The sequence below is a fragment of the Micromonospora sp. NPDC049679 genome (assembly GCF_040659735.1).
GTDB lineage: Bacteria > Actinomycetota > Actinomycetes > Mycobacteriales > Micromonosporaceae > Micromonospora_I.
Window position 1 is genome coordinate 77638 of record NZ_JBFANZ010000001.1, and the last position, 24323, is coordinate 101960.

The 24323-nt window shown below is 72.1% G+C and carries 19 protein-coding genes and 1 pseudogene; 8 read left to right on the plus strand and 12 right to left on the minus strand.

Annotated features, from left to right (window positions below):
* Positions 1–12 precede the first annotated feature (12 nt).
* The 8 genes from AB0J06_RS00380 to AB0J06_RS00415 all read right to left on the minus strand — a co-directional run bounded on the left by AB0J06_RS00380 (position 13) and on the right by AB0J06_RS00415 (position 8383).
* Positions 13–1098 carry an FAD-dependent oxidoreductase gene (locus tag AB0J06_RS00380; protein ID WP_357422946.1) on the minus strand — a complete coding sequence of 362 codons (1086 nt, stop codon included), beginning with the start codon at positions 1096–1098 and terminating at the stop codon, positions 13–15.
* A 55-nt stretch (positions 1099–1153) separates the two neighbouring features.
* Positions 1154–3751: a M14 family zinc carboxypeptidase gene (locus tag AB0J06_RS00385; RefSeq protein WP_357422948.1), complete on the minus strand. Its 2598-nt coding sequence runs from the start codon at positions 3749–3751 to the stop codon at positions 1154–1156.
* 41 nt (positions 3752–3792) lie between these two features.
* A complete protein-coding gene (gene ggt, locus AB0J06_RS00390) occupies positions 3793–5598 on the minus strand; it encodes a gamma-glutamyltransferase (protein WP_357422950.1) in 1806 nt (601 codons plus the stop codon).
* 111 nt (positions 5599–5709) lie between these two features.
* Positions 5710–6102 carry a cupin domain-containing protein gene (locus tag AB0J06_RS00395; RefSeq protein WP_357422952.1) on the minus strand — a complete coding sequence of 131 codons (393 nt, stop codon included), beginning with the start codon at positions 6100–6102 and terminating at the stop codon, positions 5710–5712.
* A 76-nt stretch (positions 6103–6178) separates the two neighbouring features.
* Positions 6179–6505 (minus strand): hypothetical protein, encoded by a 327-nt coding sequence (locus tag AB0J06_RS00400; RefSeq protein WP_357422954.1) that lies wholly within the window; start codon positions 6503–6505, stop codon positions 6179–6181.
* Positions 6438–7157 carry a cyclase family protein gene (locus AB0J06_RS00405; protein WP_357422956.1) on the minus strand — a complete coding sequence of 240 codons (720 nt, stop codon included), beginning with the start codon at positions 7155–7157 and terminating at the stop codon, positions 6438–6440. Before AB0J06_RS00405 ends, AB0J06_RS00400 begins: the two co-directional genes overlap by 68 nt.
* A gap of 222 nt (positions 7158–7379) precedes the next feature.
* The gene (locus tag AB0J06_RS00410; protein ID WP_357422958.1) at positions 7380–8024 is read right to left on the minus strand and encodes a maleylpyruvate isomerase N-terminal domain-containing protein; all 645 of its coding nucleotides are present in this window, start codon (positions 8022–8024) and stop codon (positions 7380–7382) included.
* Entirely contained in the window at positions 8021–8383 is a 363-nt protein-coding gene (locus tag AB0J06_RS00415; protein ID WP_357422960.1) for a cupin domain-containing protein, read from the minus strand. Before AB0J06_RS00415 ends, AB0J06_RS00410 begins: the two co-directional genes overlap by 4 nt.
* Before the next feature lie 197 nt (positions 8384–8580).
* On the opposite strand from AB0J06_RS00415, the gene AB0J06_RS00420 reads away from it, so the two are divergent.
* The gene (locus AB0J06_RS00420) at positions 8581–9285 is read left to right on the plus strand and encodes a biliverdin-producing heme oxygenase (RefSeq protein WP_357422962.1); all 705 of its coding nucleotides are present in this window, start codon (positions 8581–8583) and stop codon (positions 9283–9285) included.
* Positions 9286–9312: 27 nt separating this feature from the next.
* Here the strand turns inward: AB0J06_RS00420 and AB0J06_RS00425 are convergent, their stop codons facing one another.
* Positions 9313–9903: a TMEM165/GDT1 family protein gene (locus tag AB0J06_RS00425; protein WP_357422964.1), complete on the minus strand. Its 591-nt coding sequence runs from the start codon at positions 9901–9903 to the stop codon at positions 9313–9315.
* Positions 9904–10275: 372 nt separating this feature from the next.
* Here AB0J06_RS00425 and AB0J06_RS00430 point away from each other — a divergent pair, with 372 nt between their 5' ends.
* The 3 genes from AB0J06_RS00430 to AB0J06_RS00440 all read left to right on the plus strand — a co-directional run bounded on the left by AB0J06_RS00430 (position 10276) and on the right by AB0J06_RS00440 (position 13990).
* Positions 10276–11337, plus strand: coding sequence for an iron ABC transporter substrate-binding protein (locus AB0J06_RS00430; protein WP_357422966.1), 1062 nt, complete (start codon positions 10276–10278; stop codon positions 11335–11337).
* Between the two features lie 68 nt (positions 11338–11405).
* Positions 11406–12944: an iron ABC transporter permease gene (locus AB0J06_RS00435; protein ID WP_357423455.1), complete on the plus strand. Its 1539-nt coding sequence runs from the start codon at positions 11406–11408 to the stop codon at positions 12942–12944.
* Positions 12941–13990, plus strand: a complete 1050-nt coding sequence (locus tag AB0J06_RS00440; protein WP_357422968.1) for an ABC transporter ATP-binding protein — start codon at positions 12941–12943, stop codon at positions 13988–13990. Before AB0J06_RS00435 ends, AB0J06_RS00440 begins: the two co-directional genes overlap by 4 nt.
* A 192-nt stretch (positions 13991–14182) precedes the next feature.
* Here AB0J06_RS00440 and AB0J06_RS00445 read toward each other — a convergent pair.
* Positions 14183–14431 (minus strand): annotated as a pseudogene (locus tag AB0J06_RS00445) (ABC transporter ATP-binding protein); the annotation flags it as partial.
* A gap of 150 nt (positions 14432–14581) precedes the next feature.
* Between AB0J06_RS00445 and AB0J06_RS00450 the strand changes: the two are divergent.
* The 4 genes from AB0J06_RS00450 to AB0J06_RS00465 are packed head-to-tail and all read left to right on the plus strand — an operon-like array spanning position 14582 to position 18682.
* Positions 14582–15421, plus strand: coding sequence for an AAC(3) family N-acetyltransferase (locus tag AB0J06_RS00450; protein WP_357423456.1), 840 nt, complete (start codon positions 14582–14584; stop codon positions 15419–15421).
* A gap of 42 nt (positions 15422–15463) precedes the next feature.
* Positions 15464–15640, plus strand: coding sequence for a hypothetical protein (locus AB0J06_RS00455; protein ID WP_357422970.1), 177 nt, complete (start codon positions 15464–15466; stop codon positions 15638–15640).
* Positions 15641–15644: 4 nt separating this feature from the next.
* Positions 15645–16877, plus strand: a complete 1233-nt coding sequence (locus AB0J06_RS00460) for an FxsB family cyclophane-forming radical SAM/SPASM peptide maturase (protein WP_357422972.1) — start codon at positions 15645–15647, stop codon at positions 16875–16877.
* Entirely contained in the window at positions 16874–18682 is a 1809-nt protein-coding gene (locus AB0J06_RS00465; RefSeq protein WP_357422974.1) for an HEXXH motif domain-containing protein, read from the plus strand. The genes AB0J06_RS00460 and AB0J06_RS00465 overlap by 4 nt, the downstream gene beginning before the upstream one ends.
* A 123-nt stretch (positions 18683–18805) precedes the next feature.
* On the opposite strand, the gene fxsT is transcribed toward AB0J06_RS00465, so the two are convergent.
* Positions 18806–22744 carry an FxSxx-COOH system tetratricopeptide repeat protein gene (gene fxsT / locus AB0J06_RS00470; RefSeq protein ID WP_357422976.1) on the minus strand — a complete coding sequence of 1313 codons (3939 nt, stop codon included), beginning with the start codon at positions 22742–22744 and terminating at the stop codon, positions 18806–18808.
* A gap of 23 nt (positions 22745–22767) precedes the next feature.
* Positions 22768–23982, minus strand: a complete 1215-nt coding sequence (locus AB0J06_RS00475; protein WP_357422978.1) for a TIR-like protein FxsC — start codon at positions 23980–23982, stop codon at positions 22768–22770.
* Positions 23983–24323: the final 341 nt, after the last annotated feature.

Genomic DNA, 24323 nt, shown 5'->3' on the forward strand with positions numbered 1-24323 from the left:
GAACAGCCGCCGCTACGGCGTCGGCACGGGCCGGGTCGGCTCGGGCGGGGCGAGCAGCTGGCGCAGTGCGCGGACGGCGGCACGACCGGCTCGGTTGGCGCCGACCGTGCTGGCGGAGGGCCCGTAGCCGACCAGCTGGATCCGGGGATCGGCGACGACGCGGGTGCCGTCCATGGTGATGCCGCCACCGGGTGCGCGCAGCCTCAACGGGGCGAGATGGTCGAGGGCGGCCCGGAAGCCGGTGCACCAGAGGATGACGTCCGCCGGCACGAGGTGCCCGTCGCGCCAGGCGACGCCGTCGGGGGTGATCCGGTCGAAGATGGGCAGGCGGTTCAGGACGCCCCGGGCGCGTGCGTGCCGTACCGGCGGGGTGAGGGTCAGCCCCGTCACACTCACCACGCTCTCCGGCGGCCGTCCGGCGCGCACCGCTTCGTCCACCCGGGCGACGGCGGCCCGGCCGTGCTCCGGCGTGAACTCGTGTTCGTGGAAGACCGGCGGGCGGCGGGTCACCCACGTGGTCTGCGCGACCTGGGAGATCTCGGCGAGCAACTGCACGGCCGACGTGCCGCCACCGACGATCACCACGCGCTGACCCGCGAATTCGTCCGGTCCCCGGTAGTCGGCCGTGTGCAGCTGACGGCCACGGAAGCTCTCCTGCCCCGGATAGGAGGGCCAGAACGGGCGGCGCCAGGTCCCGGTGGCGTTGATCAGCGCGCGGGCGCCCCAGTCACCGGCGTCGCTCCGGACCAGCAGCCGCCCGTCACCGTCCGGATGGTCCTGTACGGCGGTCACCCGCACGGGACGCCGCACCGGCAGGTCGAAATGGCGCTCGTACGCGGCGAAATAGCCGGGCACCACCTCGGCGGCGGGGCTCGTCTCGTCGGGCGTGCCGAACGCGAGGCCGGGCAGGTCATGGATGCCGTGCACGGTGCCGAGCCGCAGGGTGGGCCAGCGATGTTGCCAGGCGCCGCCCGGTGCGGGCGCGTCGTCGAGCACGATGTGCCGGAGGCCCGAGCGACGCAGGAAGTACGCCGCGGAGAGACCGGCCTGGCCGGCCCCGATCACGACAACGTCCACCTCGCGCGCCGGGTTCTTCACCTCCGATGCAACCGCGGGCCCGCCGCGCTCCCTCCCGGTCGCGCCGTCTGTTTGATCACACCCGCGGGCCGGACGACCAGAAGATCGCCCGGCCGACCTGCGCGTAGAGCCCCTTCGGGTGGGCCCGGAACAGCGGCTCGGTGCCGAAGAGCACGGTCCGGGTGCCACGCCCGGCGACGCCGGAGACCACCGCCGCCTGGCCGGCCGCCTGCTCCGGGCCACCGCTGCCGCTGTCGTCCGCCCGCCAATGGCCGGCGACCAGCGGAGCGGTGGGCGCGTAGCGCTGCTCCACGGTGACGCCGGTGCCGAGGCCGGTGAACCAGATCGGCGCGTAGACGAACGAGTGCGGTAGCGCGTTCGCGCCGACCGCGCCGGCGCCATTGACCACCGAGACCACGCCGTTGGCGTCCAGCGTCCCGTTCACCGCGCGGACCGGCAGCAGACCGGCCTCGATGTTGAACCGGACGCCGGTGGCCCCACGGGTGATCACGCCGCCCCGCCCGAGGAACCGGTCCAACTCGGCGCGGGCCGGCGGGGTGAGCCCGGCGTAGGAGAGGCCCGCCGAGACCAGCAGCGTGTCGACGCGGGACAGGTCGAAGCCGGCGTTGAGCGCGGCCGTGGAGACCGGTAGCACCTCGAAACCGAGCTCGCGCAGCACCGACAGCTCGTCGGCGCTCACGGCGGCGGCGAGCACCGGCCGGATGAGCACCGGGCCACGGGGGCCGCGCGGAGCCGCGATGAACCGCACCCCCAACCGGTCGGCGAGGCCCAGCGCCGCGCGCCGGGCCGACGCCGGCACGACCACCGCGCCGTCGCCCTGCCGGTGCAGGCGGACACCCTGGTCGAGCAGGGCGTTGACGGCCTGTACGTCCTTGCCGTCGGTCAGCGTGAGAGCGAGGTCCTGCCCGGGCAGGGCGAGGACCGCGCCGGTCGGGGCGGCCACGGCCACCGGCCGGGTGGGCACCCGCGGGGCGGTCTGCCGGCTGATGTCGACCGAGGCGCCCCAGAGCAGGCGGTGACTCCACCCGGAGATGTCGTACATCGTCGGCACCTTCGCCGAGATGTCGCTGCCGGTCTCCAGGATGACGTTGGCCAGACCCCGCTTGGGCTGGCGCATGTCCACCACGTACGAGCCGGCGGCGTACCAGCGCCCGTTCAGGAAGAACGGGAGCTTCGCCTGGCTGACCCGCACGTCGTGCGCGACGAGGTGGTCCACGAGCCGGGCGGCCGCGGTCGCCGACCGCTGGGCGGCGCCGGCGGGGATGACGTACGCCCGGGGGTATTCGGTGCGGTAGCGGTCCTCGGGGCCGAAGCCCGGCACGAACCCGTCCGGGATCGTCCGCTGCGGCTCGCCGGCCCACCCCCGGCGGAAGAGCTCAATCTGGTCGGCGAGCAGAGCGACCCGGTTGCTGTCGGCGTAGGTGATCGCGGCCCGCATCGTGGCTTCGGCGACCTCCGTGTTGATCCCCGATCGGCGGCGCAGCTCCTGGACCGGCAGCGTGGTGTACGCGGCGCGGTTGACCTGCATCGGGATCTCGACGGTGTGGCCGACGGCGCCCTGGTAGATCGCGTACATCGGAGTGAAGATCGGGGGCCAGTCGTCCCAACCGTCGGTGTAGTCGCGGAACGGGATGTCCGCGCGGCTGGTCTCCGGGTGGCCGAGCGCCTGGATCGCCTTCTCCATGCCGAGCGCGTTGGGGTAGGCGTGCTTGATGTAGAGGTCGTAGTCGTAGTTCTGGCCGTGCGGCGGCGTGCACGGCTCGATCAGCGTCGTGCCCGTGTAGCCGTGCTCGTCCAGCATGAGCACCGGCTGGGTGGCGATGACGACGTCCCGCACCGCCCGCGACTCCGGCTGACTGGAGGTGATGTGGTCGCGGTTGACGTCGAAGCCGGCGCCGTTGGCGCGGGTGCCGGCGACCCGCCCGTCCGGGTTGTTCGTCACGGTGAAATAGACGCGGGTCCGGGCCAGCAGCCGGGCGGTCGGTGCGTCGGTCGCCGTGGCGAGCTGTTCGATCAGGCGCAGCGCGCCGTCCGTGCCTTCCCACTCGTCACCGTGGATGTTGGCGTTGAGCCAGATCGGCGTCTTGTAGCCGGCGAGCAGCGCCCGGTCCCGCGCGGCGGCCTTCGGGTCGTCCTCGATGAGCCCGCGCCACCGGTCCTGCCACTTCGTCTCCGCCGGCCGCTCCGGGGCGGTCACGGTCACGAGGTAGAGGTCCCGCCCGAGCGTGGACTCCCCCACGACCTCGACGGAGACCCGGTCACTGCGCGCCTGCAGCGCGTTGAGCGCGGGCGCGATCCCGTGGTAAGGCATCAGGCCCAGCTTGATCGCCTTGTCGTCGGGGATCGCCGGGAAGATCCGCAGCGACGTCTGACGCGGGTAGCCTTCCTGCGCCCCGGGGCGGCCGGGCCTGGGTGCGGCTCCGGTGAGCGGCGGCCGCCCCGGCGTACCCGGCACGTTCTCGGCCCGCGCCAGGGTCCGCGGCGACGGATCCGTCGCCGCGACCCCGTTGCGGTCGGGTCCGTTGCCCGGCTCTCGCGACGCGCCGCCCGGAGCGGGCGTCGGCGGTGCGGCGATCGCGGGCCCCGCCGCCAGGGCCGCGGACATGACCATCGCCCCGGCGAGTACGCGCGCAACGCGAGCGGGCAGCACCACGGTGCACCTCCAGAGTGGACGTACGCAGATCTTGGCTGCCCTCATCGACCGGCGTCAACCACCGCCGCGGCGCCGCCACCACGGCGGACCGGCTCGGCGGCGGCGAGCACCCGCCCACCGGGCAGGAACTCCAGACCGGTGGCGGAGCCGATCTCGGCCGTGCTGACGAACCGGTGTTTCAACGCGTCGAGGCCGGGGGCGGCAGGGCCGGCCAGCAAAGCCGGCTCCGCCTGGGGAGTGGCGGAGTTGCGCTGCGACGCCCGCGGCGCGGCGAGCGCTTCGGGCAGCGTCATGCCGAGGTCGATCCGGTTGACCAGGATCTGCAGCACGGTGGTGATGATGGTGGCGCCGCCGGGGGTGCCGACCGCGAGCAGCGGCCGGCCGTGCGACAGCACGATCGTCGGGGACATCGAGCTGCGTGGGCGCTTGCCCGGCGCGGGGAGGTTCGGGTCGACCGCGTCGCCCTGGGTGGGGGTGAAGTTGAAGTCGGTCAGCTCGTTGTTGAGCAGGAAGCCGCGGCCGGGGACGACCATCGCGTTCCCACCGGTCTGCTCGATGGTGAGCGTGTACTCCACCACGTTGCCCCACCGGTCCGCGACGGTCAGGTTCGTGGTCCCGTGCTCCGGCTGCTCCACCGAACCCGCGCTCGCCGCGGCGCACCCGCCGTACGACCCGTCGGGCACGCCGGGGGCGACCGGCTTCGGGAGCGCGACCGTCGGATCGATCCGGCAGGCCCGTTCCGCCGCGAACCGGTCGCTGAGCAGTTCGCGCAGGACGGACGGGGCGGTGCCGTCGGCGACGTAGCGGTTGCGGTCGGCGAAGGCGAGCGCGCTCGCCTCGAGATAGTGGTGCAGCGCCTGGGTCGGGGTCATCCGCGACAGGTCGAAACCTTCCAGGATGTTCAGCGCCTCACCGACGGCGACGCCCCCGCTCGAGGGGGTGGACATGCCGTAGATCTCCAGGCCCCGGTAGCTCGACCGGGTCGGTGCCGGATCCCCGACGCGGTAGCCCGCCAGATCCGCGAGGGTCATCCCGCCGGGCCGGATCGGGTGCGGCCACGCGCCGACCGGCGTCGCGGCCACCGGAGGCCGCTGCACGGTCGCGACGATGTCGCGGGCCACCGGGCCCCGGTAGAACGCGTCGACGCCGCGGCGGGCGATGAGCTGGTAGGTGTCGGCCAGGTCGCGGTTGCGCAGCACCGAACCGACCGCCGGCGGCCGACCGCCGGGCAGGTAGAGGGCGCTGGTCGAGCCGAACTGCCCGAAGGCCGCCGCGTTCTCGCTGACCTGCGACCGGAACGTCTCGTCGACCACGAATCCCCGGTCGGCGACGTCGACGGCCGGCCCGAGCAGCATCGACAGTGGACGGCTGCCCCAGCGCCGCAGCGCCTCGTCCCAGGTGAGCAGCGTGCCGGGCACGCCGGCCGAGAGACCACTGACGCGGGCCTCCGCGAAGGCGTACGCCGCGCCGGTGGCGGGGTTGACGAACGAGTCCGCGCGCATCGACGCCGGCGCCGCCTCGCGTCCGTCGAGCGTCTTCACCGTCCGGGTCCGGGCGTCGTAGTAGACGAAGAAGCCCCCGCCGCCGATGCCGGCCGAGAAGGGTTCGGTCACGCCGAGCGTGGCGGCGGCCGCGACCGCGGCGTCGACGGCGTTGCCGCCGCGGCGCAGCACCCCAAGCCCGACCGCGGTGGCCGTCGGGTCGACGGTCGTCACGGCCCCGCCGAAACCCACGGCGGTCGGCGATGTGGCGGGTTCGCGCGGATGTGCCTGTGCCGGCAGGGGCGGCGCGGTGACGGACGCCAGGGCGGCGAGCGCGGTCAGCGTGATCGTGCGGCGGAACCTCATCGGGCCTCCCCGGATCGGCATGCGTCTCCGTGATCTGCTTACCGGCTGGGCTTTCCGAGGACAAGAGGAGAGCCGGCGGGTTCACCCCGCCGGCTCCATCTCGCGACCCGCTCAGGACGTCGGTGGCTCGTCCTGACCCGACTCCTCGGCCTGGTCCGCTTCCTCCTTCGTCGCGTGTACGGCCTGGTCGGCGTGCTCCGGCGGGCCGTAGACGGTGTAGAGGACCAGCGGGTTGGGGCCGGTGTTGACGAAGTTGTGCTTGCGGCCGGCCGGGACGACGACGAGGTCGCCCTGGGCGACCTTGCGCTTCTGTCCAGAGACGACCGCCTCGCCGGTACCGCTGACGAAGGTGAGAATCTGGTCGATGTCCTCGTGGACCTCCTCGCCGATCTCCCCACCCACCGGGATCGTCATGATCACCAACTGGGTGTGCTCGCCGGTCCAGAGAACCCGGCGGAAATCGGAGCTTTGCTCGGCGACGGTCGCGATCGTGAAGTGTTCCATGGCGCCGCTCTTACCCCGACGACGGACGCGTCATTCATGCCGACACGCGGTCGATGTGCGCCGTGCCCCGTACCGGTCAGGGAACGGGCTGCTCCCGCGCGGCCGGCGCCGCGACCTCCACCGGGACCGGCGCCGTGCGCGGACGACCCGCGGTCACCGGGAGTACGGCGCCCGCCAGCACCACCGCGCCGCCCAGCAGTTGCGGCGCGATCATCTCCGCACCGAGCAGCACCCAGGCCGCGGCGATGCCGGCCGGTGGGCATTCCCGACCGAGGAGTGCGATCCAGCCGAGATCGCCGCCTTCCAACGGGCCGGTACGGGCGGCTTCGGACTGGTCACCCTCGTCCGGGTGACTCTGTGCCGGGTAGGACGGGAGAACGCTGCCCGGTGACGGCGACCGCACGGACCGGCAGCGTGGCCATGCCGGCGATCGGCGCGGGGACAGCGGTGAAGCGGGCGCCGTGCGGCGGCAGCTCGGCCAGGTTGGTCAGGTGCTCGACGATCGGGATTCCCGCGCCGAGCAGGCCGTGATGGGCCGGACGGGTGGGATCCGTGGCGTCGTCGATGTTGAGCGAGTCGATGCCCACGATCGCCGGGCCCGCCTCGATCAGCACCGCCACCAGGGCGCGCGTGAGGTAGGGGTGACCGCTGAAATACGCGTCCGTGCCCCAGTGCCGCGACCACCCCGTGTGGAACAGCACCGCGTGCCCGGCCAGCTCGCCGGCATCGGCCAGCAGATCGGGCCCGACTGCCGCGATCCGCGTCGCGTCGATGACGACCGCGGTTACGTCCACCACGCGCTCAAGCGGGAGTCCTGCCGTGTCGTAGCCCCCGACGTGGTAGTGGTGCGGCGTGTCGAGGTATGTGCCGGTGTTGGCGACCATGTCGATGCGACCGATGTGGAACGACACGCCCGTGCCCAGTCGGGCGGCGGACTCGTCGCGGCTGGTGAACGTGGTGATCTTCGGAGCGTCCAGTCCCGGATAGGTCACGAGGCCATCGGTGATCGGATGACTCAGATCGACGATCCGGCGAGCGGCTACAGGAGAGGTCATCGGTTCATTGTCGGCGATGCCGCTCGACCAGATCCCCGGCCGCGTGGTGGTCACCGGTCAGCAGGTCGCCACGCGCGACAACCCCGCCGGGCGTGCCCGTACGAAGTCCCGCAATCCGTCATCATCGTCCACGATCACCCCGGGCTCGGAAACAGACCGTCACCGGGGTACACGACGGCGGAGCTGCACCGGGTTGGAAGGCTGGCGTCGAATTCCAGCGGGCTACAACGCGGAGATCGTGCGCGGGGCGCGCTCGCTGCGACTCAGGGCGCGCAGGACGGCCGCCGCGCCGTGCCGGCGCAGCGCGAGCCGCGACAGCAGGTCGATCACCGGTTCGATCACCTCCGGCGGCAGCGCCGGCGTCTCGACACCGACGCTCACGGCCAGGTCGTCGGCGTGCACTGCGAGCTCCATCAGCCGGGTGGTGAGGAAGTCGTCGAGCGTGAGCGACCACGGCCCCCACGGCAGGTGGACGACGCGGTCGACCGGCTCGGCCGGGAGCAGCTCACGGAGTCTCTCGACGGCCCCGTCGGCGCGACCGGCGAGCGCCGCCGCACCATCGGCCGCCGCGTCGTCGCCACCGCGCCGGATGGCGACGTTGGCCCCGTCGTCGACGCCGGCGTCCAGCCACCGCGACCGCGCGTAGTGCTCCAGGAGGGCGATGGGCGCGCTCGCGGGCACCTCACCGGCCAGCACCTCCGGCACCCGGAAGATCTGCTGGGCCAGGTGACCGGCGAGTCCGCTCACCGCGAACTCCGGCAGGGCGCTCGGCGTCTCCCACGACCGGGCGACCGCCGGGTCGCGCAGCAGCGTCACCGCCGCCGCCGCGGCGGCGTGCAGGTAGGCGACTCTGATCGGCGTCGTCATGACGCGAGGGTCTGCGCGACGGCGGTCAGCGGGCCGCCGGTGTCGCCGGTGTTGACCACACCGCGCGGCTCCAGCAGCAGGATCGTCGTTTCCACCTCGGCGCGCGGGCAGTGCTCGACGCCACGCGGCACCACGTACAGCTCGCGGGGACGCAGCAGCACGTCACCGTCGCGGAGCTGGATCGTCAGCTCGCCGTCGAGGACCAGGAAGAACTCGTCGGTCTCGTCGTGCCGGTGCCAGGTGAACTCACCCTGCACCTTCACCAGCTTGACGTCGTAGTCGTTGAGTTCGGCGACCTTCTTCGGCGACCAGTGCTCGGCGAAGCGGGCCAACATGGCATCGATGTTCACCGCGTCCATGCGGACAGTCTCGCCGACCGCGCGAGCGCCAACAACTCCGCCGCACGCGAGCCGTACAGCGGTCGGCGGACCAACGCCCGGCTGCGCCGATAGGGTGGTCCGCGGCGCTGGTACGGGTCGACCGGGCAGCCGCGGGGTAGGAAAGCTGCCGGTCATGCCGCACCACACGGACCGACCGACCGCACCTCCGGAGGATCATGAGTACGGCCACCGCCTCGTTCTCCACCCGCCTGCGCACGTTCACCTGGCTCGACCACCAGGCCGCGGCCGCCGACCGGTACGGGTCCGCCCTGGTCGCCGGTGAACTCGGCCGGGACGGCTACGCCGACCATCTCGCCCAGCATTACCTCATCTACGAGGTGCTGGAGGAGGCGGCCGACGCGATGCGCACCGACCCCGTCGCCGGGCCATTCGTCGACGACGCGTTGAACCGGCTGCCGGCGCTCCGGGCCGACCTGGAGTTCCTGCGCGGCCCTGGCTGGGCGCGGCAGATCACGCCGCGCCGGGCCACCGACGACTACCGGGCCCGCCTCCGCGAGGTCTGCTCGCGGACGCCGGCCTGGTTTCTCGCCCACCACTACACCCGCTACCTCGGCGACCTCTCCCACGGCCTGCTGATCGGCGAGGCGGTCACGAAGGCGTACGGGCTGACCGGCGGCGACGGCACGGCGTTCTACCGCTTCGACGCGATCCGCGACCCGCACGGCTACGAGAGCGTCTACCGGGAGCGGCTCGACGTGCTGCCGCTGGACGAGACGACGCGGGCCGGGCTGGTCGGCGAGGTGGGGGTCGCTCACCGGCACACCTACGCCGTGCTCGCCGAGCTCGGCCGCGAACCCGGCGACGACCGCCCCGCGTCGGCCGCCGCGTTCGCCCGGTCCAGACGACTCACCGCGCGCTGAGGCGTCTGGACCGTGCGGCCGCGGAGGTCAGCCGGTCAGTTCGGCGATCGCCTCCACGAGCAGCCATACTCCGAAGATCACGAAGAGCGCGGCGGCTCCGTACTTGATGGCCTTTTCGGGCAGGCGCTTGCCGAGCATCCGCCCGACCAGGATCGCCAACGCGTCCGCGGCGACCATGCCGATGGTCGAGCCGAGCCAGGTGCCGAACCAGCCGTGGTTGGTGGCGAGCGTGATCGTGGCGAGCATCGTCTTGTCGCCGAGTTCGGCGAGGAAGAACGCCACGGATACGGCGAAGATCGCGGAACCGGTGGTCCGCTCCGCCTTCGCCTTCTCCTCATCGGTGAGGGTATCGCCGCGCAGCGTCCACGCGCCGAAGGCGAGGAACGCCAGGCCACCGGCGAGCGAGATCCAGCCGGTCGGCAGGGCCGCCCCCAGTCCGTAGCCGATGCCGACCGACACGAGGTGCACCACCGCGGTGGCGATCGTGATGCCGATCAGCACCGGCCACGGCTTGAAGCGCGTTGCGAAGGTCATCGCCATCAACTGCGATTTGTCGCCGAGTTCGGCCACGAAGATCACGCCGAAGCTGATCACGAGAGCCGCGAGAAAACCGTCCATCACATCCCATATCCGGTCGGGCCGGATCGGGGCACAGAGACCTCGACCCGGCTTGTTCAGCCTGAGTCGAAGGTCTCGCTCGCCTCGCCGGAAACCGGAAAAGGCCCCGTGGCCGGGCGCTGAGCGCCAGTATGTCGACCACGATGTTGGGAGCTACTCCCCCTCGCGCGGGCCAACCCTAACCCCTTGATGACCATGGCGTCGGCCGGACGTGACGCATCACACCCAGCGGCTCGGCTCGCAGGTGTCCCCCCCCCTGTACGTGGGCGAATCCGCCGATGACAGATGAGGTTAGCCTCTGCTAACTTCATCCCGCTGGAGCACGAGCCCCGGCCGGCCGTCACCCCCTGACACCTGGACAAGGAGTTCGCTGTGCCCATCTCACGCCTCAAGGGGGCGCTGGCGCTGACCGCCGCGGCCGCTCTGACGCTCGGTCTCGCCGCCTGCGGCGACGACGCGAAGCCGGCCGCCGACGCGGACGGCTCGGCCTCGGACAAGAAGATCACGCTCTACAGCGGGCGCAGCGAAAAGCTGATCAAGCCACTGCTGGAGAAGTTCACCCAGCAGACCGGGATCGCGGTCGAGGCGCGCTACGGCAACACCGCCCAGATGGCGGCGCAGTTGCTGGAGGAGGGCGCCAAGTCGCCCGCGGACCTCTTCTTCGCCCAGGACGCCGGGGCACTCGGCGCGGTGAACAAGAAGAACCTCTTCGCCGCCGTGCCCAGCGAGACGCTCAACAAGGTGCCGCAGAGCTACCGGGCCAAGGACGGAAAGTGGATCGGCGTCACGGCCCGCTCCCGCGTTCTGGTCTACAACCCGGCGCTGGCGCCGGCCGCCGACCTGCCGAAGTCGGTGTTCGAGCTGACCGACCCGAAGTGGAAGGGGAAGATCGGCGTCGCACCGACCAACGCCTCCTTCCAGGCGTTCGTCACGGCGATCACCGTGCAGCACGGCGAGGCCAAGGCGCGCGAGTTCCTCAAGGGCCTCAAGGCGAACGAGCCGCAGATCCGCGACGGCAACGGTCCCATTCTCGAAGAGGTGGACGCGGGCAAGATCGCGGTGGGTCTGATCAACCACTACTACGCCGGCGAGATCGCCAAGGAGCGGGGCGTCGCGCCCGAGTCGCTCAAGGCGAAGCTGCACTTCTTCCCGAACGGTGACACCGGCGCCCTGGTCAACGTCGCCGGCGTCGGCGTGCTCAACCGCGCCGTCAACGACGCCGACGTGCGCACCTTCCTCGACTACGTGCTCGGCACCGAGGCGCAGAAGTACTTCGCCGAGCAGACCTACGAATACCCGGTGGTCGCCGGGGTCGCCGGCCCGACCAACGTCCCACCGCTGGCCGAGCTGACCGCCCCGCCGGTCGACCTCAACGACCTCGACGGGCTGCAGGCCACCATCGGCCTCATCAAGGAATCGGGGCTCACCCCCTGACCATCCAGACGATCCCGGCACGGCGGACGCGCACCACGGCGTCCGCCGTATCGGCGTTGCGTCGGCGGCTGCACCGGCTCGCCCCGCGTCCGTGGCTGCTGATCGCCGCCGCCGTCGCGGTCGTCGTCGCGCTTCTTCCCCTGGCCTATCTAACGATCCGCACCAGCGAGGCCGGCTGGGAGGCGATCAGGACCGAGCTGACCAGCCCGCGCGTCGCCGACCTCGGCGCGCGCAGCCTGGCGCTCGCCGCCGTGGTCACCGCCGCGTGCGTGACGCTCGGCGTCGGCACCGCCTTCCTGGTCACCCGCACCGACCTGCCCGCCCGCCGGCTCTTCACGATTCTCGCCGCGCTGCCGCTCGCGGTGCCCACCTACATCGCCGCCTTCACCTGGGTTTCCACCGTCGACGGGTTCGAGGGCTTCTGGGCCTCCGCGCTCGTGCTGACGCTCTGCAGCTACCCGTACGTGTTCCTGCCGGTCGCGGCGGCACTGCACCGCGCCGACCCCGCCCAGGAAGAGGTCGCCCGCTCCCTCGGTCGCGGCGCGTGGCACACCTTCACCACGGTGACCCTGCCGCAGATTCGACCCGCCATCGCCGGCGGCGCGCTGCTCGTCGCCCTCTACGTGCTCTCCGACTTCGGCGCGGTCGCCATCCTGCGGACCGACACCTTCACCCGGGCCGTCTTCATCGCCTTCGACCTCGGCTTCGACCGGACCGGTGCGCTGGTGCTCTCGACCGTCCTGGTCGCGTTGACCGTGCTGCTTCTCGCCGGCGAGACGCTCACCCGCCGACGCGGCGCACGCTACGCCCGGGTCGGGGCGGGGGCCCGCCGCCCGCACACCCCCGCGCGCCTGGCCGCACTGCGCTGGCCGGCCGCCGCAGCGCTCACCGCCGTCGCCGCCCTCGCGTTCGGCGTCCCCGCGGTCAATCTCGCGCGCCGGCTCGCCGCCGGGGTGTCGCGCCCCGGCTCTCTGACCGAGATCGCCACCGCCGCCGGCAACTCGCTCACCGTGTCGCTCGCCGGCGCCGCGCTGACCATGCTGCTCGCGCTCCCGATCGGCCTGCTCACCGCCCGCGCCCCCGGGGTGCTGGCGAACGGGCTGGAACGACTGAGCTACCTGACCCACGCGCTGCCCGGGATCGTGATCGGCCTGTCGCTGGTCTTCTTCGGGATCAACGTCGCCTACCCGCTCTACCAGAGCGTGTGGCTGCTCACCCTGGCGTACGCGGCGCTCTTCCTGCCGCTCGCGGTCGCGGCGGTGGCCGCCGCCGCCGCGCAGGCGCCCCCCGTGCTGGAGGAGGCGGCCCGGTCGCTGGGACGCCGCCCGGCCGCGGTCTTCGCCACCGTGACGCTGCCGCTGGCCCTCCCGGGCATCGCCGCGGGCGCCGCGATGGTCTTCCTCACCTGCATGAAGGAACTCCCCGCGACGCTGCTGCTGCGCCCCACCGGCATGGACACTCTCGCCACCGAACTGTGGACGCACACCACGGTCGCCGCGTACGCCGGTGCGGCGCCGTACGCGGCACTGCTCGTGCTCCTCTCCGCGATCCCCACCTGGGTCCTCGCCGCTCGCACCGGCATTCTTGCGCAGGAAGGCACCCGATGAGCGCGCTCTCCATTCAGGACGCCGAGAAGGCGTGGGGCTCGGTCCGCGCGCTGGCCGGAGTGAGTCTCACCGTCCCGGCCGGTGCGCTGGTCGCCGTCCTCGGGCCGTCCGGCTGCGGCAAGACCACGCTCCTGCGCTGCATCGCCGGCCTCGACCGGCTCGACGGCGGGCGGATCAGGGTCGACGACCGTGAGGTCGCGGGACCGCGCAGCCACGTGCCCACGCACCGGCGCCGCATCGCGCTCGTGCCGCAGGAGGGCGCGCTCTTCCCGCACCTGTCGGTCGCGGACAACGTCGGCTACGGGCTGGACCGGGCGGCGCGCCGCGGCGGGCGGGTCGCCGAGGTTCTCGCGCTCGTCGGGCTCGACGCGCACCACGGGCGCATGCCGCACCAGCTCTCCGGCGGGCAGCAGCAACGCGTCGCGCTCGCCCGCGCCCTCGCCCCCCGCCCCTCGCTGATCCTGCTCGATGAGCCGTTCAGCGCGCTCGACGCCGGTCTCCGGGCGGAGTTGCGCCGCGACGTGCGGACCGCGCTGCGGGCCGACGGCGCGACCGCGGTCCTCGTCACCCACGACCAGGCGGAAGCGCTCTCCCTCGCCGACGAGGTCGCCGTGATGCGCGACGGCCGGGTCGTCCAGATGGGGACCCCCACCTCCGTCTACCGCACCCCGGCCGACCCGTGGGTGGCGGCGTTCGTGGGCGAGGCGGTGCTACTGCCGGGGACCGCCCGCCAGGGACAGGCGGAGACCGTCGCCGGGACGGCGCCGATCCTTCCCGACGCCGTGGCCGACTCGCCGACCCCGGTCACCGTGCTGATCCGCCCCGAGCAGCTGCACCTGACCGTTCCGCGGCAGGCCCCGCCCGGCTCGGTCACCGCGACCGTGCTGCGCCGCGACTTCCACGGTCACGACACCCTGACTGTCGTACGGCTCGCCGACGGCACCGAACTCGCCGCCCGCACCCTCGACGGGGACGACCAGCATTCCCCGGGCGCCGAGGTCGCGGTCCGCATCCGCGACGCCGTGCTGGCCTGGCCGGCGGCGTAGCCGGGTACGGCGCCACGCCATCCCGCGCGTAGGTGTGCTGCACCCCGGCGAAGAGCATCGCGGACGCGACCAGCAGCAGGGCCACCCCGAGGCCGACCCCGATCGCGGTCAGGGTCGTCCGGAGCAAGCCCTCCCGGCCACCAACGAAGGCGAAGCGCGCCCCCATCGCCAGGTCACGCACCCACTGCCGGCTCATGGTCGCACCAGCTCCAGGTCGCGCGTCCGACCGTCGCGCACCACGACCTCGCCGTCGGAGTACGCGGCGACGTGTATCTCGTGCGTCACCAGCACGACGGCCGCGCCCGTCTCCCGCGCCGCTCCGGCGAGCAGCCGCATCACGCGTTCACCGTTGAGCGAGTCGAGCGCGCCGGTCGGCTCGTCTGCGAAGACGACCCGCGCCCCGGTGACCAGGGCCCGGGCCACCGCCACGCGCTGCCCCTGGCGCGTCGGTGCGCTCTCCTGATTGGCCTCCAAGCGCGAGGGACACCGGCACCGAACGTGAGAGGACGGTTAGCCGACAGCGGCGGGCCGGGATCGCGAGAGCGGGTATCGGCGCGGGCACTTTACTGGCAGGATCAGCGCGTGAGTGCGATGTTCGGGCCCACGCCCGTCACGCTGGCTTCCTTGATAGAAGATTTCCAGCAGCTCGGCGTCTCCAGCGGTGAAACCCTTCTCCTGCACTCATCGCTGCGCTCACTCGGGTCCTGGGTCTGCGGCGGCGCGACCACCGTCGTCGCCGCGCTGTTGGAGGTCCTGGGCCCGGAAGGCACCCTGGTCGTGCCGGCCCAGTCACCGGAGACCAAGGACCCGTCCCGGTGGTCGCACATCTCCGTCCCGGAGCAGTGGTGGCCGACGATCCGCGAGCAGATGGCGCCCTTCGATCCCGCGCTCACGCCGGCCACCACCGTCGGTGTCATCGCCGAGCGGGTCCGCACCTGGCCCGGCGCTGTCCGCAGCGCGCACCCGCTGACATCGTTCGCCGCGATCGGGGCGGGGGCCGAGCGGCTCCTCGAGGGCCACGAGCTGTCCTCCCTGCTGGGCGAGGCGTCTCCCCTGGCGCGGCTGGAGGCCGCCGGTTCGCGGATCCTGCTGCTGGGCGTCGGATACGACCGGTGCACGGCCTTCCACCTCGCCGAATACCGGCTGCCCGATCCCCCGATCCGCACCGCGTCCTGTCTCGTCGCGACCGACCGCGGCCGCGAGTGGGTGGATTTCGACACGGTCGACCTGGACTCCGCCGAGTTCGAGCTGATCGGCAAGGAGCTGGAGGCCTCGGTCGGCTGGGTCCGGACCGGCCGGGTCGCCGCCGCCGAGTCGCGGCTGCTGCCGCTGCGTGAGAGCGTCCAGTTCGCCTACGAGTCGCTGCTGCGGCAGCGCTCCCGCCGCACCCGACCGAGGGCCGACGCCACCGCCGCCCCCGGGCGACGCTGACCGCGCCGCGAATTCGATACGACATCGGTAAGGATGAGTCCCATGGACCGACGCGGCTCGCACATCGAGACCACAGTGCTCGATCTCAGCGAGATCCCACCGGACGAGCTGTGGTGGAGCGAGGACACGGCCCTGTCCCAGCTGCTACGCGAGCTGGTCGAGGAGACGCGGCGCGGTGACGACGGATCGACCGTCGCCGCGTTCAACGCGAGCCTCTGAGCGGGTGAGGCTCCCGATCGCCCGCCTGACGGAGAGCCACCAGCACCGCGACCGAAACGCGCCGGGCGCAGTGGTGGCGGCGCCGTTCCGGCAGGTGCTGCTGAAGATCCACAGCCGGTGCAACCTGGCCTGCTCCTACTGCTACGTCTACAACCACGCCGATCAGAGCTGGCGCGGCCGGCCGCGGGCGATGCCGGCCGAGACCGTGGACACGGTGGCATCCCGGATCGCGGAGCACGCCCGCACCCACCGCCTCCCGTCGGTACGGGTGATCATGCACGGCGGCGAGCCGCTGTTGGCCGGCGCTCCGCTCATCGAGCACGCCGCGACCGCGATCCGCACCGCGCTGGCCCCGCACACCACGGTCGACCTCCGGCTGACCACCAACGGGATCATGCTCAACGAGGATTTCCTCGCACTCTTCCGGCGTCACGGCATCCGCGTCGGGGTCAGCGTCGACGGCGGCGAGGCGGCGCACGACCGGGAACGCCGCTACGCCAACGGGCAGGGCAGCTATCGCCAGGTGAGCCGAGGGCTGCTGATGCTCGCCGACGACCGGCACCGGGAAAGCTACGCGGGGGTACTCTGCACCGTCGACCTGCGCAACGACCCCGTCGAGGTCTACGAGAGCCTGCTGCACTTCCGGCCACCGGAGATCGACCTCCTGCTGCCGCACGGCAACTGGAACTCACCGCCTCCGTCCGGAGTGGACGATGCGGAGACGGCGTACGCGGAGTGGCTCATCGCCGTGTTCGACCGCTGGTTCGACGCTCCGCGGCGGGAGACCCGGATCCGGTTCTTCGAATCCATCATCCGGCTGCTGCTGGGGGGTCGCAGCCGGACCGAGGCGATCGGGCTGAGCCCGATCGACCTGATCACCGTCGAGACGGACGGCACGATCGAGCAGAGCGACACCCTCAAGACCGCGGCCGACGGCATGGCGGCCACGGGTCTGGACGTCTGGCGACACCCGTTCGACGCCGCGCTGAGCCATCCGGGCCTGCTGGCCCGGCAGAGCGGGCTCGACGGCCTCGCCGACGAGTGCCGCCGCTGCCCGATCGTCGAGGTCTGCGGGGGTGGCCTCTACGCGCACCGCTTCCGCCCCGAGAACGGCTTCGCCAACCCCTCCGTCTACTGCCCCGACCTCTACCGTCTCATCGGGCACGTCCGACAGCGCCTGCGGGCGGGGCTGCATGAGCTCGGCCGGCGGCAGGCGCCGCCGGACGGCCCCGCATGACGACCACACCCTTCCGCGCACCCGCGCTCCGGCTGACCGTCCCCCAGTTCGCCGGGGTCGCCGCCGGTTACGGCGATCCCGGCACCATCGCCGTGCTCACCGCCGGCCAACTCTCCCGCCGACGACTTCTCATCCGCGCCGTCGCCGATCAGGCCCGGGCCCGGGGACTGGGCGAACGGGCGGGGATCGAAGCCGCGCTGCGCCTCCTCGCCACCGCCGAGCGTCGCGCGCCGGCGGCGGCGACCGCGGTCATCGGGCACCCGTACGTCGCTGTCTGGGCGCAGCGTTGCCTCCGGCTCCTCACCCGTTCCGCCCCGGACGGGGCGGACCTGCCGCACCTCACCTCGATCGCCGCCGCGGCGGCGGCGCGGGCCGGGGTGCAGTTCACGCTCACCGTGCCGGCCCGCGACGGAGCGGTCGGGTTACCTACCCTCGGCACGGCCCACGGGCTCGGCAAGGGCCCCGTGCGGGTGCAGGGCGCCGACGAAGCGCTGATCTTCACCGGCCCGGCCGCCCGCGTGCGGGTCCCGGCACCGCTGGCGGTCGAGGTCCCCGGCTGGGCGCCGCGGCGCGACGTGCCGCTGGACGGCTTCAGCCTCGCGATCGAGGACGTCGACTTCTACCGCGACTGCTATCCGTGGCGGCCGCGAGGGCGACTGTCCACTGAGGATGCGCGGCGGCTGGGCGACCTGCTCGGCGAGGCCTGGCAGCTCATCGTCGCGGATCACCCGGCGCACGCGCAGGCGATGCGGGACGCGCTGCGATCCGTGGTCCCGGTCAACCCCGCGAAGGCCGGCGGCATGGTCAGCGCGGCCGCCCGATCGTCGTACGGTTCGGTCGCGACGTCGATCCCCGCGGACCCGGCAGCTATGGCGCTCCTGCTGATTCACGAATTCCAGCACATGAAGCTCGGCGGGCTGCTCGACCTCGTCCCGCTGCACCACAGCGACGGCACGGCCCGGCACTGCGCGCCCTGGCGCGCCGATCCGCGGCCGGCGGAGGCGCTGTTGCAGGGAACGTACGCCCATCTCGGGGTCGCCGACTTCTGGCGCCGACACCGGCACCGGGCGACCGGACGGCAGCGACGACTCGCCGAGTTCGAGTTCGGCTACTGGCGTGCGCAGTCCGCCCGCGCCGCGCGGACCCTCGGCGAATCCGGCGAGCTCACGGTCGAGGGAGCGGAATTCGTCGGAGGGCTGTCCGAGACGCTGCGGAGGTGGGCGGACGAGCCGACGGACGGCGCCGTCCGGCACGGCGTACCCGAACTGATCGCCGCCGCGACCGTGCGCTGGCGGCTGACCAATCTGCGGCCGACGGATGCGGAGACCGACCGGCTGCACGCCGCCTGGTCCCGCCGCGTCGACCCGGTGGCCGACCCGAGGGCGTCCGACGTGACGGGTGGGGCGACGGCCGGCCCCGCCGTCGCGACGGGTCTCGCCGCGTTGATCCGGCAACGCATGATCGACCCCGGCGCCGGCCGTCCCGACACGGAGCCGGACCCGGCCGACGCCGCGTACCTCGCGGGCGAATTCGCGAAGGCGACCGAGGGGTACGCCGAACGGATCGCACGGGATCCCGGAGACGACGACGCCTGGGTGGGGTTGGCCCTGGCCATGGCGGCCGCCGCACACGCCGGAGCAGGCGCCATGTCGACCATGCCGGCGACGGTTCGAGCGCTGTACGCCCGGATCCGGCAGACCGGGCCGCCCGCGCCTGCTCCCACGCCGCAGCCGGGCGCGGCGCAGGGGGCGGGTCCGGTAGAGGTCGCGGGGTGGCTCGCGTCCGGACTCACTGCCGACGCGTGACCGGGAACGTTCCCCGCTTTCGTCGATCAAGGACCCCGTCGTCGATCAAGGGCGTATTCACACGATTGAAGATTGAAGCGTGCGCATATGTCCTTGATCGACGGGACGGGGGGCCATGGGGGGTTAGATCGGGGGGAGTTCGATGTCGCAGTCGAGACGGCGTTCCTCGATCACGGCGACCGTGTTGGGATGTGCGTCGCCGAGCGCGCGCCGGGTGCGCTCGACCATCTGCTCCTTCAACTCCGCCGCCGCCGCCGGGTCGCCGTCGTCGCCGAGGCTGATGCTCAGGTTGCTGCCGGCCGCCAGGGTGTCCGGGTGGTCCTCGCCCCGCACCTCCCGCATCTGCGCGAAGTTGACCTCGTCGAGCTGCCGCGCGCCCCCATGGTCGCCGACCGCGTGGATGTCGTTGGCGAGGTTGACCACGGCGGCCAGCGTGTACGGGTGGCGCTCACCGAGCATCCGGCGCAGCCGCCCGACCGTCTCCTGCGCCACCCCGCGCGCCGGCTCGTGGTCACCGACCTTGCGCATGAAGATGGCCAGATTGTTGGCGCAGGCGAGGGTGAACGGGTGGGTCTCCCCCAGCACCTGCCGGTAGCGGCCGTAGACGTCCTCGGCGTGTCGCCGCGCCGTCACGTCGTCGCCGAGCGCGGAGTCGTCGCAGGCCAGGTTGAGCTCGCAGGCCAGCGTGTCCGGGTGCATCGGGCCGTGCAGCTTGTCGTAGCGGGCGAGTGTGTCCGCGTTCAGCGCGCGCGCCTGCTCGAACTCGCCGAGCTTGCGGAGCGTGACGGCGAGGTTCTTGGCCGCTCGCAGGGTCTCCGGGTTGTCCTCGCCGAGCACCTCGCGGTAGACCCGTACGGTCTCGTCGAGCAGCCGGTGCGAGCCACGGAAGTCGCCGGCGTCACGCAGATCGCGGCCGTAGTTGCTGGCCGAGAAGAGCGTGTAGGGGTGACGGTCGCCGAGGACCCGACGCCGACGGTTGTAGTTCTCCTCGTCGATCATCGTGGCCGGCTCGAACTCGCCGACGAAACGGAGCGAGAGCGCCAGGTTGTTGGCGGCCATCAGCGTGCGCGGGTGATCCTCGCCGTACGCCTCACGCCACCGCGTCAGCGTCTGCTCGTCCAACTCACGCGCCGCCCGGTAGTTGCCGAGCGCGCGGTAGTCGGCGGCGAGCCCACCGGCGGCGACCAGCGCGTACGCGTCCGTCGCCCCGACCGTGCGGGTCAACCGGTCGACCACATCGCGGTTGGTCTCGAACGCCTCGTCGAAGCGCGCCTCGGACCGGAATGAGTTGCCCACGTTGTAGCGGACCATCAGGGTGGTCGGGTCGTCCGGCCCGAACTGCTCCGCCCAGCTGTCGATGGCGAGCTCGGACAACTCCTGACAGCCCGTGTAGTCGGCGATCTTCCAGAGGAACCGGACCATGTCGGAGACCAGCTGCCGCATCTCCGGGTCCACGGACTCCATCGCGCGGCACGGGCCCATGTGCGGACGCAGCTCCGCGTACGTCCGCCATTTGGTCGGATCGTCGGTGTCGCCGGGGTTGGCCGCGGCGAGGATCGTGTGCACCGTCTCCCGGTTGGTCCTACGTCCCTCGGTGGTCATCTCGTCCCTGATCACCTGCTGGACGAGACGGTGCATCTGAATGCTGCTGCGGCCGGAATCGATGCTGGCCAGGGCGTAGCGGCCGATCTCACGGATCAGCCGGCCATGCCGCATCGGGTCGCGCAGCTTGTCGTCGAACGGCAGCAACTGCTCGACGAAGCGGGGGCTGGAGAGCAGCCAGGTCGGAATGGGTTCCGGGCCGAGCAGGGCGCAGAGCTCCAGCAGCCGGGCCGCGGCCGGGGTGTCCTCGCGGAGCCGGTGCAGGGAGAGCAGCCAGGTGGCCGTCGCGCTGCTCGGATAACCGGGCGGGAGGTTCTCCTCCAGGACCCGGGAGAGCTGGGTGCGGAGCAGCTCCAGATAGCGGTCGACCGGCATCGCCGTCGCGGCGAGCCAGGCCGCCGCCTGCTCGACGGCGAGCGGCAGGTCACCGAGGCTGTCGGCGACCAGACCGGCGTCAGCCTCGCTGAGCCCCCGCACCCGCCGGCACAGGTAGGCGATGCTCTCGTCGCGGTGGAAGACGCCCACCTCGACCGCGGCGACCCGCCGCGCCCAGGCCTGGTTGCGCGAGGTGATCAGCACGTGCCCGCTACCCTGCGGCAGCAGGTCACGCAGCTCGTCAGGGTCGTCGGCGTTGTCCAGGATCAGCAGCCAGCGGTGCGACGGGACACCGCGGCGCAGCGCGTCGAGGACGGCGTCGACGCGCTCCCGCACGCTGTCGCCGGCCGGCAGGTGCAGCGCCGTCGCCAGCTCGGCGAGGGAGGACCGGACCAGGCTGACCTGCTCGGCGGAGATCCACCAGACGATGTCGTAGTTCGCCGCGAACCGGTGCGCGTATTCCAGGGCGATCTGCGTCTTGCCGACCCCGCCCAGTCCGTAGAGGGTCTGGTGCACGACCGCGGTGACGCTCCCCGCCAGGCGGTCGCGGAGCGCCTCGAGCGCCCGGGCGCGGCCGGTGAAGACCACGTTGCGTTGCGGGACGTTCCAGTACGGCGGCAGCGTCGCCGGGAAGCGCGGGCGCGGCCGGTGCGGGTCGGGCTCGCTGGAGCCGCCGTCGCCGACGTGGACGGGATGGTCGAGGACGGTGAGCAACGCCTCGCGGGCCCGCTCCTCGGAGAGGTTGCCGAGGTCCACCGGCATCCGCTCGGCGAACGGCCCGACCAGCCGCACCCCGTCGAGGCGGAGCGCGACGAGGAAGGGATGGGAGCCGGCGGCGTCGCGGGCCGCGATCGTCTTCCAGGTGTGCGCGGCGTTGTCGGCCTTCACGTACTCCTGCGACAGCAGCACCAGTGCGCGACTCGATCCCGCCAGCCGCCGGTCCAGCTCCTGCACGGCGGCGTGCTCGCTGGAGACGTCGACCTCCTGCAGCACGGCGGTGAGGTTCGTGTCGGCCAGTTCCGCGGCGATCCACTCGGCCCACATCCGGTCGATCGAGGCGTAGCTGATCACGACCTCCGCCGGCATCGCGCGTCGCGGCCGCTCGAACTCCAGCAACCACCGGCGCCGCTCCGACTCCTCGAAGGGTGGTCGCAGCTCGGTCGCCACTGCGTCGGTGAGCACACCGGTCAGCCGCTCGAACGCGGCGAGCAGCGTGTTCTCCTGACGGGACCGGTCGCCGAAGGGGGCGAGGATCTCCTCGTACGCGTAGAAGGGCTTGTAGGGGATCTCCACGTTGCCCCAGTACGTGTCCGCCGCCACCGGCCCGAGCCCGGTCAGGAACTGCGCGAACGCGGCCCGCGCGTGGTCGCGCCCCGCCTCCAGCTTGACCTGCTCGCCGTCCTCGACCTTCATCGGCACGGGGAAGATGCGCACCCCGGGCCGCTGGTTGCGGATCGACTTGGCGACCGCGACCGCGCCGTCGATGCTCTGCGTGCTCATCGTGAAGCAGTCGACGACCACGTCCGGCATGCGTACGGTGCAGATGCCGGCGATGTCGCTCAGGCCGGTGCGGCTGTCGATGAGGACGTAGTCGTAGTTGCTCCGGGCGTTCTCCCGCAGCGCGTTGAGGAAAACGCCGCCGCCGATGTTCTCGTAGAAGCTGGGCCAGTCGAAGGTGCTCACGGCCGTCGAGTAGGACGGGACCTGGCGGCCGGCGGGGAGGAAGTCGATGCGTCCCCCGTCGGCGAACGGCCACTCCACGGCGACGGCGTACTGCTGCACGTCGGCGTGGTGCTCGAACCAGCTGCGGTCCTCGGGGTCGGCGCCCCGGTCCATCGTCGCCGCCGCGAAATCGCGGATCATGTCGATGACGCCCGGCGAGTACTGGAGCCGCTTGTCGAGCAGGAACGGATGCAGGTAGCGGTGCAGGCCGGGTGACTCCAGGTCCCAGTCGATGACGAGCACCCGCAGGCCGTTGCTGGCGATGATCCAGGCCGTGTTGGCGAGCGCCATCGTGCGGCCGGTGCCGCCCTTGTACGAGTAGAACGTGATGATGCGGCCCGGCGCCGCGCTCTCCTCGGCCATCTCGGATTCCCCTCGCTGCGGGGTCACTGGGGACCCTCCAGGATCGGGCGCTCGCCAGGCGGGTCGCCCGGTGGGAGCCGGCGAACGCGGCCCCGTCGGTAGATGCGGTTCTGCGCCTCTTCGAGGACGTCCTGCAGCTCGAGGTCGAAGTCGTCGTGCGTCTGGATGCCGGGCCGGAAGAGGGTGTCGCCCCGGATGTTGTTGTTGGCCAGCGCCTGGTGGAGTTCGCGGACGAGTTCGGACCGGTGGGCGTCGGTCTCCTCGTCGGCGCGGGGCAACGGGATCAGCACTCCGGTGGTCGGCTCGTTGCGCTGGTCGTAACTGCGCAGCACCTCGCGGTGCTCGGTGAGCCGGGTGGCCCAGGCGTCGACGAGCAGCACCACGATCTGGTTGTTCTCGTTGGCCCGGTCGATCCGCGCCGGCAGGTCCTCGATGCCGCTCACCTCGGAACCGAAGCGCTGCCGCTCGGCGATGCCGCGGGCGTAGGCCGCGATCGGGTCGTAGAGGCTGGGGCGGAACGGCGCCCAGTCGGCGTAGGTGTCTCCGTAGAAGACGCGGTTGCGCCGTACCGTGCCGACCTGTGCCCGGGTCGGTGCGGCGACGACGAAGTGCACGTACCGCGAGCCGGCCGCGCTGTGGCTGAGCTCCAGCGGGGCACGGGCGTCGGGTGTGAAAGCGTTGATGATCTCGTCGAACGCCGGCACCGGGCCGGGACCGGGAAGCCGGTACTGCTGAGCGGTCTCGACGATCTTCTTGGCGAGGTCGGAGACGAGGCGGAGCAGCGGCACCCGCCGGTTGAGCCGGACGAGTTGGCGCAGCCCGTCCTTGCGGTATGCCTCGCCCAGCGAATCGGTGTGGTACTGCAGCCGCGAGGCGAGCTGCGGCATGTGGCTGGTCGGCGTCCAGACCAGCGGCATGAGGGCGGGGGCGTGCACGCCGCTGACCCGCTGGTGCAGAGTGAGGCGGCTGGCGAAGACCTGCCACTCCTTGCCGCACGCGGGACGGCGGAAATAGCTCGGCGAGCAGAGCGAGATGAAGACCCGGCAGGTCGACAACGCCGTGATCAATTGCGGGGACCACGAGGAGCCCAGCGGAATTCCCCGAACGTCAAGAAAGCCGACGTCATGGTCGCTCGGGTCACCGGTGAGGTTGCGGACCTCTTTGGACAACTCGTCAAAGAACTTCTTGACGTAGACGTCGTCGTCCCCGCGGGCGTAGCTCAGGAAGAAATACAGCACCGACCCTCCCCGGCCTCCGGGACCGTTCTCATGCCCGACGAGTGGCGTCGGGCGTCGCCGCCGCGGAGTCTGCACCGGCAGAGGGAGAAGTCCCTATTGGTGACCTCGTCACCTGGGCTCCACAGTATAGGTATGCCGCTGTACCGAGAAGACCCCCATTCACGGGCGTCAAAGGTTGGCAATGCACGGCATATCCGGAGGACGTGCGGGGGCGTTTGTCAGCCGGCTTTCCGACACAAACGGGGACCCTCAGCGGGCTGTCGTGCCGTTCAGGTAGGCCAGCACAGCCAGCACCGCTGGTTGTCGCGGCGCTTTTGTGAGGCACCACAACTGCAAGATCA

Coding starts and splice junctions, on each gene's coding strand:
- AB0J06_RS00465 (WP_357422974.1), top strand. CDS start 16,874: ATGACGACCACACCCTTCCGCGCACCCGCGCTCCGGCTGACCGTCCCC.
- AB0J06_RS00395 (WP_357422952.1), bottom strand. CDS start 6,102: ATGGAACACTTCACGATCGCGACCGTCGCCGAGCAAAGCTCCGATTTC.
- AB0J06_RS00455 (WP_357422970.1), top strand. CDS start 15,464: ATGGACCGACGCGGCTCGCACATCGAGACCACAGTGCTCGATCTCAGC.
- AB0J06_RS00440 (WP_357422968.1), top strand. CDS start 12,941: ATGAGCGCGCTCTCCATTCAGGACGCCGAGAAGGCGTGGGGCTCGGTC.
- AB0J06_RS00450 (WP_357423456.1), top strand. CDS start 14,582: ATGTTCGGGCCCACGCCCGTCACGCTGGCTTCCTTGATAGAAGATTTC.
- AB0J06_RS00420 (WP_357422962.1), top strand. CDS start 8,581: ATGAGTACGGCCACCGCCTCGTTCTCCACCCGCCTGCGCACGTTCACC.
- ggt (WP_357422950.1), bottom strand. CDS start 5,598: ATGAGGTTCCGCCGCACGATCACGCTGACCGCGCTCGCCGCCCTGGCG.
- AB0J06_RS00425 (WP_357422964.1), bottom strand. CDS start 9,903: ATGGACGGTTTTCTCGCGGCTCTCGTGATCAGCTTCGGCGTGATCTTC.
- fxsT (WP_357422976.1), bottom strand. CDS start 22,744: ATGGCCGAGGAGAGCGCGGCGCCGGGCCGCATCATCACGTTCTACTCG.
- AB0J06_RS00410 (WP_357422958.1), bottom strand. CDS start 8,024: ATGACGACGCCGATCAGAGTCGCCTACCTGCACGCCGCCGCGGCGGCG.
- AB0J06_RS00415 (WP_357422960.1), bottom strand. CDS start 8,383: ATGGACGCGGTGAACATCGATGCCATGTTGGCCCGCTTCGCCGAGCAC.
- AB0J06_RS00405 (WP_357422956.1), bottom strand. CDS start 7,157: ATGACCTCTCCTGTAGCCGCTCGCCGGATCGTCGATCTGAGTCATCCG.